Here is a 6771-nt window from a genome sequence, read left to right as displayed (position 1 = left end):
TCGCCGGGGCCGGGCCGTGATCGGGACGGAACAGCACCCGGCGCAGCGGGAACCGGCCCACCGGCGTCGCCCCGTCGCCCTCGCGCTTGTCCGGCCGCACGCCGCCCTTGCCCAGGGCGCAGCGCCGTCGCCCGGCGCCCCAGTCGATCCACCCTTCGGGCGAGACCACAATCTCCACCGCTTCGCCTCCTCTCGGTCGCCTTCCGCGGCGGCCGTGCTAGATTGCCCAACCATGGGCGACATCGCATCCGATACCGGCGCCAGGAAACGGCTTCTTCTCGCCTGCGGCAACAGCGCGCTGCGCACCCTGCTGGGCGAGCAGTTTGCGGCGTCGGCGGATTTCGCCGCCACCACAGTGTCCGGGGCGGCGGCGGCCGAGGCGGCGGTTGCGGCCGCCGGCGGCGACTTCGCCGCGGCGATCATCGACGATGCCATCCTGGACGAGACCGGGGAGGGGCCGGCACCAGAGACGCTGTGCGGCCGGCTGCGCGGCTCCGGCCTCGACGGGCCGATCCTGGCGATCGGCGACCGGGCGGACCGCTTCGCCGACGCGGATGCGACGCTGCGCCCGCCGATCCGCATCGGCGTGTTGCTCACCAGCCTGCGTGCCGCCCTGGCGCGGCGCGGCCAGGCCCGGCCGGAACCCGATCTCGGCCCCTACCGCTTCGATCCCACCGGCCTGCGCCTGGTCCATGCCGGCGACGGGCGCGAGATCCGGCTGACCGCCAAGGAGGCCGCGATCCTGCGCCATCTGCGCCGGCAGGACGGCGAGACCGTGTCCCGTGATTCCCTGCTCGACGCCGTCTGGGGCTATGCATCCGGAGTCGCCACCCACACGGTGGAGACCCATATCTATCGTCTGCGGCGCAAGATCGAGGCCGATCCGGCGCGGCCGGCGCTGCTGCTGACCGTCCCGGGCGGCTATGCCCTGGGCGGGCAGGCGCCGGACCAGGAGAAAGGACAGTGATTCCGGCGGCGCATCCTGTGACGGGCGACACAGACACCGGGCCGCAGCCGTGTTTCATCATCAATATGTCGAAAAGACCTTTTTTCTCGACTCATGCGACTCGGTGCGCGACAGTCACCTCCGCCGGCGTCCTCGGACGTGACGGATGGTTTCCCGCGCGCCGAGAGTCAGACTGACGCGCCGATGGCGAAGACGAGCGACCTTATGCTCCGGTTCTGGGGTGTTCGCGGCAGCATCGCCTGCCCGGCCTCCTGCAACATGCGCTACGGCGGCAACACCAGCTGCATCGAGATCCGGCGCGGAGACGACCTCATCATCATCGATGGCGGCACCGGGCTGCGCGACCTCGGCCACCGGCTGATGGAGGAGGGGCGGCCCGATGTGGACGTGTTCTTCACCCACACCCATTGGGACCATGTCTGCGGCGTGCCGTTCTTCAAGCCGGCCTACGCCAAGGGCCGCAAGGTGCGTTTCTGGGCCGGCCACCTGAAGCCGCAGAACAAATCGATCTACACGGTGTTGTGCGAGACGATGATGGCGCCGCTGTTCCCGGTGCCGATCGGCGTCTTCCAGGACTGCGAGTATCACGATTTCGACTGCGGCACCCCGATGGAGCCCTTCCCGGGCATCAAGCTCAACACCTGCTGGCTCAACCACCCGAACCTCGCCTGCGGCTACCGCATCGATGTCGGGGGGAAGAGCATCTGCATCATCACCGACACAGAGCATCGGCCGGAAGGGGTAGACCCGGTCATCGCCGATTTCGTTCGCGGCGCCGACATCATGGTGTATGACGCCATGTTCACGGATGAGGAGTATCCGAGATTTGTCGGCTGGGGCCACTCGACCTGGCAGGAGGCACTCAAGCTCGCGGATGCGGCTGATGTCGGCCGGGTCGTGCTGTTCCACCACGATCCCAATCACGATGACGCGTTCCTGGACCGGATCGCGGATGCCGCGGACCGCCGGCGTCCCGGGACGCTGGTCGCGCACGAAGGCATGACGTTGCACCCTTGAGTTCCCACAGCACTCCCCCCGATTTCGGCCGCCGCCTGCGACGCTGGCGCCTGGGCCTCGCCACCCTGTTCGGCCGTCAGCCGAAGGGCTTCTTCATCCCCTGCAGCTATGCCGATGAGGTGCCGGACGAACTGGCGCCCTATGCCGGGCACGAGGCGCTGTTCCGCGCCTCCGAGCCGGTGTTCCAGGCGGTGCTCGACGTCATCGACTCCTACCGTGACGGCCTGCTGGCGATCGGCGCGACCGAGCGCGACTCGCCGCCGCCGCAGCCGCGCTGGAACCAGGGCTGGTTCGCCCGGCTCGACGCCGCGGCCGCCTATGCCATGGTGCGGGCGCGGCAGCCGGCGCGGATCGTCGAGGTCGGCTCCGGCCACTCCACCCGCTTCATGATCCGGGCGGCGGTCGACGGCGACCTGGCGCTCGAGTTCACCGCCATCGATCCGGCGCCGCGGGCGGCGATCTCCGAGCTCGGCATCACGCACCTTGAGCAAACGGTTCAAGAGGCGGGGACCGAACCGTATCGCGACTTGGCCGAAGGCGACATCCTGTTCATCGATTCCAGCCACATCGCGATGCCCGGCACGGATGTGGACTTCCTGGTGAACCAGGTGCTGCCCTGCCTGCCGCCGGGCGTGCTGGTGCACATCCACGACATCTGCCTGCCCGACCCCTATCCCGCGGAATGGGGCTGGCGCGGCTACAACGAGCAGCAGGTGGTGGCGCCGCTGCTGACCGCCGGCGGCTTCAAACCGGTCTTCGCCAGCCACTATGCGGCGACGCGGATGGCCGAGGCGGTGTCGCGCACCGTGATCGGCCAGCTGCCGCTGCGCGACGGCACGCCGGAGACCAGCCTGTGGCTGGAGAAGTCGTCGCAGCCGCTGGCGTATCTCTAAGCAACGCTTCCGGCCCGCTCAGATTGCCTCTCCCGCTTGGCGGGAGAGGCGACGTGTCGGGCCGGAAGTGTGCGGCCTACCGATACGGATCCGCGGCGTCGCGCAGGCCGTCGCCGAAGAACTGGAAGGCCAGCACCACGATGATCACCGGCAAGACCGGGATCAGCAGCCAGGGGTAGAGCGCCACCACGTTGATGTTCTGCGCCTCGTTCAGCAGCACGCCCCAGCTGGTGACCGGGGGCCTGAGGCCGAGATTGAGGAAGCTCAGCGCGGTCTCGCCCAGGATCATCCCGGGGATGGTCAGGGTGGCCGAGGCGATCAGGTGGCTCATGAAGCTCGGCAGCAGATGGCGGAAGATGATCCGCCGCGGCCGGGCGCCCATCAGCTGGGCGGCGACGCAGAAATCCTCCTCCCGCAGCGCCAGCAGCTTTGACCGCACCGATCGCGCCAGGCCGGTCCATTCGACTAGGCCGAGGATGATGGTGATGCCCAGGAACACCAGGATCGGGCTCCAGGTCACCGGCAGGGCGGCCGACAGCGCCATCCACAACGGCAGCTGCGGGAAGCTCTGGATCACCTCGATCAGCCGGTTCACCAGGTTGTCGACCCAGCCGCCGTAATAGCCGGCGAGGCCGCCGATGACGATGCCGAGCAGGAAGCTGACGGTGATGCCGAGCAGGCCGACGGTCAGCGAGATGCGGGCGCCGTAGAGGATGCGGCTGAGCATGTCGCGGCCCAGCCGGTCGGTGCCGAGCAGGAAGAAGGTGCCGCCCTGGGGCGGGCAGACGATATGGAAATCGGCCTCGAACAGCCCCCAGAACCGGTAGCTGTCGCCGCGGCAGAAGAAGCGCAGGGGCTGCGGCTGCGACCGGTCCTCGGTGTAGACCCGCCGCATCGAATCCATGTCCAGCGAGTACTGGTAGCCGTAGACATAGGGGCCGACGAAGCTGCCGTCATGGAAGAGCCGCACCTGCTGCGGCGGCGCGTAGATGTGGCCGGTGTGGCGGCTGTCCAGCCCGTACGGCGCCAGCACCTCGCTGACCAGGATCGAGAGATAGGCCAGCAGCAGGATCAGGCCGGAGAGGGCGGCGAGGCGGTGGCGCTTCAGCTTCCACCACATGATCCGCCACTGAGAGGCCAGGAAGTACCGCTCCTGCTGCGGCGTCAGCGGCGCCTCGAGATAGGGGTCCCAGGCGGCGGGGTTGACGTAATGCTGCGGCTCGCGGGGGGCATCGGTCATTTCACGGCCCCTCCGGTCAGCCGGATGCGGGGGTCGAGCGCGGCCAGCGCCAGGTCCGAGACCAGGGTGCCGATCACCGTCAGCACCGCCATCCACAGCACGAAGGAGCCGGCGAGGTACATGTCCTGGCTCTGCAGCGCCGACAGCAGCAGCGGGCCGGCGGTCGGCAGGCTCAGCACCACCGAGACGATGGTCGCGCCGGAGATCAGGTGCGGCAGGATGTTGCCGATATCGGCGATGAACGGATTGAGCGCCATCCGCAGCGGGTATTTCAGCAATGCCCGGCGCCGCTTCATGCCCTTGGCCAGGGCGGTGACGTAGTACTGCTTCTGCAGCTCATCCAGCAGGTTGGCACGCAGCCGGCGGATCATCGCCGCGGTGCCGGAGGTGCCGATCACGATCACCGGCACCCAGAGATGCTCGAGCACCGAGACGAACTTGGCCCAGCTCATCGGCTGGTCCATGAATTTCGGGTCCATCAGCCCGCCGATGGAGATGCCGAACCATTGGTTGGCCAGGTACAGCAGCACCAGGGCCAGAAGGAAGTTCGGCGTGGCCAGGCCGAGGAAGCCCAGGAAGGTCAGTCCGTAGTCGCCGATGCTGTACTGATGGGTTGCCGAATAGATGCCGATCGGGAACGACACCACCCAGATGAAGATCGTGGTGGCGATGGTCAGCAGGATGGTCAGGAACATGCGGTCGCCGACCACCGCGGTCACCGGCAGGCTGTACTCGAACGACCAGCCGAAATCGCCTTGCAGGCAGTTGCCCAGCCAGGACAGGTATTGCTGCAGGAAGGGCTGGTCCAGCCCGTAGGTCTCGCGCATGAACTGCAGCTGGTTCGGGTCCAGCGACTGGCCGCGGCTGCGCAGCTCGTTGACCATGGTGGTCAGGTAGTCGCCGGGCGGCGCCTGGATGATGGCGAAGCTGATGAAGCTGATCGCGAGCAGGGTCGGGATCATCACCAGGATGCGCCGGGCGATGTAGCTCAGCATGATGTCCCTGCCCTTCGCGCCATGGCCATGCCCGCCGTCATGGGTCCACCCAGAAGGTGTCGGGCCGGTAGATGCCGAAATGCGCACCGGGGTCCCAGGACAGGATCGCCTTCTCCGGCACGTTGTGCAGGCGGTTCTTGACCACAATCGGGGCCAGCACGCCCTGCACTGTCCCGATCGAGGTGACCTCGTCCGCCTGGATCTTGAGCATCTCGCGGGTGATGGCGTCGCGCCGGTCGTCGTCGGTGGTGCTGCGCCATTCGTCATACAGCGCCAGCAGCTTGAGGGCGAAGGGCTCATCCGCCTTCTCCCCGGCGGTGCCCTTGGTCTGCAGGTACTGGCCCCATTTCGGGTACTGCAGCCAGTTCTGATCGACCGGCGCCAGCTCCGCCGGCGCGGTGGTCTGGGTGATCAGCGCGTTGTCGATGCCGGTCCACACCGACATCACCGTCTCGCCCGAAAAGATGCGCTGCAGGAACACGTCGCGCTGCGACTGGGTGGTGTAGAGGGCGACGCCGATCTTGGCCCAGCTGTCCCGGATCAGCTGCAGGATGTCGCTCTCCAGCGTCCGCTCGCCGGTGCTCTCGACCACGATCTCCAGCCGGCGGCCGTTCGGCATCAGGCGGATGCCGTCGCTGTCGCGGTTGCCCAGCCCGGCCTCGTCCAGCAGGGCGTTGGCCTTGTCCAGGTCGAACTGGGTCCACGCATTCGCCTCGGCCGGGTTGTAATAGGGCGATTCCGGCAGCACCGTGTTCTGGCTCGGCCGGGCCAGGCCGAAGAACACCACCTGGTTGATCTCGTCGCGGTTGATCGCCAGTGACAAGGCCCGTCGCACCAGCACATTGCGGTTCAGGGCGCGCCAGTCCGGGTCGTTGCAGTTCATGTTCGGGTACAGCGCCACCTCGGAGCCCAGCGCCGTCGGCCACAGCCGCACCTTGTAATGCCCCGCCTGCTGGCCGGCCTTGAGGAAGCTGATGTTGTCGAAGCGCAGGCCGCGCTGCTGCAGGTCGGCGTCGCCGGCGCCGGCCTTGGCCGGGATCAGCGAGGGCTCGACGACATTGACGATCACCCGGTCGAGATAGGGCAGCTGCCGGCCCTGGCTGTCGATGCGGTGATAGTACGGGTTGCGGACGAAGACGAAGCGGTCGGCCGGCGCCTTCGTGGTGTTGACCCAGGGCTCGAGCTCGGGCAGGTCGGGATTGGCCGCGTCGATCAGCTTGCTGCGCAGGTTGAACAGCGCCACCCAGTTGCGCATGCCGGCCTGCCGCACCAGCGCGTCCAGCGCCTGGGGGTCGGCGTATTTCTTGTGAAACTGCTTCAGGTAATGCGCCGGCGCGTAGATGTAGAGCGGCGCGGCCCCGGCCAGGGAGGTCAGGAACTCCGGGTTCGGCTTGGACCAGGAATAGCGCACGGTCAGCGCGTCCGGGTACTCGACCTTGGGCTTCTCGCCGTCGACCAGCATCCGCGTGTCCGGGCCGTAGGGCGACAGCTCCTTGTTCAGCTCGACATCTTCCCAGGAGAAGCGGAAATCGTCGCTGGTGAAGGGCTGGCCGTCGGACCATCTGTGGCCCGGCCGCAGATGCAGGGTGAACACCTTCTCGTCCTGCACGTCGTAGGACAGAAGGATGTCCGGATGCAGCTTGAAGTCGGTGCCGTCGC

Annotated in this window: 6 protein-coding genes; 3 read left to right on the top strand and 3 right to left on the bottom strand. The window is 67.7% G+C overall.

All coding sequences use genetic code 11. From position 1 onward, the window contains the following. Window positions 1–232 precede the first annotated feature (232 nt). The 3 genes from ABDW35_RS28900 to ABDW35_RS28890 all read left to right on the top strand — a co-directional run bounded on the left by ABDW35_RS28900 (window position 233) and on the right by ABDW35_RS28890 (window position 2877). Window positions 233–967 (top strand): response regulator transcription factor, encoded by a 735-nt coding sequence (locus ABDW35_RS28900; protein ID WP_343717309.1) that lies wholly within the window; start codon window positions 233–235, stop codon window positions 965–967. Window positions 968–1171: 204 nt separating this feature from the next. Then, a complete protein-coding gene (locus ABDW35_RS28895; protein ID WP_343717308.1) occupies window positions 1172–1984 on the top strand; it encodes an MBL fold metallo-hydrolase in 813 nt (270 codons plus the stop codon). Continuing rightward, a complete protein-coding gene (locus tag ABDW35_RS28890; RefSeq protein ID WP_343717307.1) occupies window positions 1981–2877 on the top strand; it encodes a class I SAM-dependent methyltransferase in 897 nt (298 codons plus the stop codon). The genes ABDW35_RS28895 and ABDW35_RS28890 overlap by 4 nt, the downstream gene beginning before the upstream one ends. A gap of 76 nt (window positions 2878–2953) precedes the next feature. Here ABDW35_RS28890 and ABDW35_RS28885 read toward each other — a convergent pair whose 3' ends face one another. The 3 genes from ABDW35_RS28885 to ABDW35_RS28875 form a co-directional block, all read right to left on the bottom strand. Beyond that, window positions 2954–4117: an ABC transporter permease gene (locus ABDW35_RS28885; protein ID WP_343717306.1), complete on the bottom strand. Its 1164-nt coding sequence runs from the start codon at window positions 4115–4117 to the stop codon at window positions 2954–2956. Then, window positions 4114–5112: an ABC transporter permease gene (locus ABDW35_RS28880; RefSeq protein WP_343717305.1), complete on the bottom strand. Its 999-nt coding sequence runs from the start codon at window positions 5110–5112 to the stop codon at window positions 4114–4116. The genes ABDW35_RS28885 and ABDW35_RS28880 overlap by 4 nt, the downstream gene beginning before the upstream one ends. 37 nt (window positions 5113–5149) lie before the next feature. Further along, on the bottom strand, window positions 5150–6771 hold a 1622-nt coding region (locus tag ABDW35_RS28875; protein WP_343717304.1), incomplete at its 5' end, for an ABC transporter substrate-binding protein.

Source organism: Inquilinus sp. (assembly GCF_039594555.1).
Taxonomy (GTDB): domain Bacteria; phylum Pseudomonadota; class Alphaproteobacteria; order DSM-16000; family Inquilinaceae; genus Inquilinus.
Note: the sequence above shows the minus strand (reverse complement) of the source record. Positions and strands in the feature narration are given on the sequence as shown.

Bases quoted from the DNA above. Each gene is read 5' to 3' on its own strand.
- ABDW35_RS28900 (WP_343717309.1), top strand. From the start codon at position 233: ATGGGCGACATCGCATCCGATACCGGCGCCAGGAAACGGCTTCTTCTC.
- ABDW35_RS28895 (WP_343717308.1), top strand. From the start codon at position 1,172: ATGCTCCGGTTCTGGGGTGTTCGCGGCAGCATCGCCTGCCCGGCCTCC.
- ABDW35_RS28885 (WP_343717306.1), bottom strand. From the start codon at position 4,117: ATGACCGATGCCCCCCGCGAGCCGCAGCATTACGTCAACCCCGCCGCC.
- ABDW35_RS28880 (WP_343717305.1), bottom strand. From the start codon at position 5,112: ATGCTGAGCTACATCGCCCGGCGCATCCTGGTGATGATCCCGACCCTG.